This window comes from Burkholderia sp. BCC1640 (assembly GCF_902833125.1).
Classification (GTDB): domain Bacteria; phylum Pseudomonadota; class Gammaproteobacteria; order Burkholderiales; family Burkholderiaceae; genus Burkholderia; species Burkholderia diffusa.
Map to the genome: position 1 here is coordinate 1 of NZ_CADFEF010000140.1, position 520 is coordinate 520.

At 67.9% G+C, this 520-nt stretch carries 1 protein-coding gene; it reads left to right on the top strand.

Annotated elements, in window-relative coordinates; genetic code table 11:
* Nucleotide 1 precedes the first annotated feature (1 nt).
* Nucleotides 2-520: tRNA pseudouridine(38-40) synthase TruA (gene truA / locus HWX25_RS32885; protein ID WP_244138839.1), on the top strand; the 519-nt coding region annotated here is incomplete at its 3' end.

Genomic DNA, 520 nt, shown 5'->3' on the forward strand with positions numbered 1-520 from the left:
CATTGCCCTCGGTATCCAATACGACGGCGCGGCGTTCTGCGGCTGGCAATCGCAGCCGCACGGCAAGACCGTGCAGGACGAGTTGGAACGCGCGCTCAAGGCGTTCGCGCTGGTGCCCCTGCAGACGGTGGTGGCCGGCCGCACCGACACGGGCGTGCATGGCCTGGGGCAGGTGGTCCATTTCGACACCGACCTCGATCGCAGCGACTTCTCCTGGGTGCGCGGTACCAACGCCTTCCTGCCCTCGACGGTGGCCGTGCAGTGGGCCAAGCCGATGCCGGACAGCTTCCACGCGCGCTTCGCCGCGTTCGAGCGCACCTATTACTACGCGCTCTACGTGCATCCGGTGCGCTCGCCGATGCTCGCCTCGCGCGCCGGCTGGGTCCACACGCCGCTCGATATCGAGGCGATGCGCGAGGCCGCGCGGCACCTGATCGGCGAGCACGACTTCTCCTCGTTCCGCTCCTCGGAATGCCAGTCGAAGACGCCGGTCAAGCACCTGCACCAGATCGATATCCGC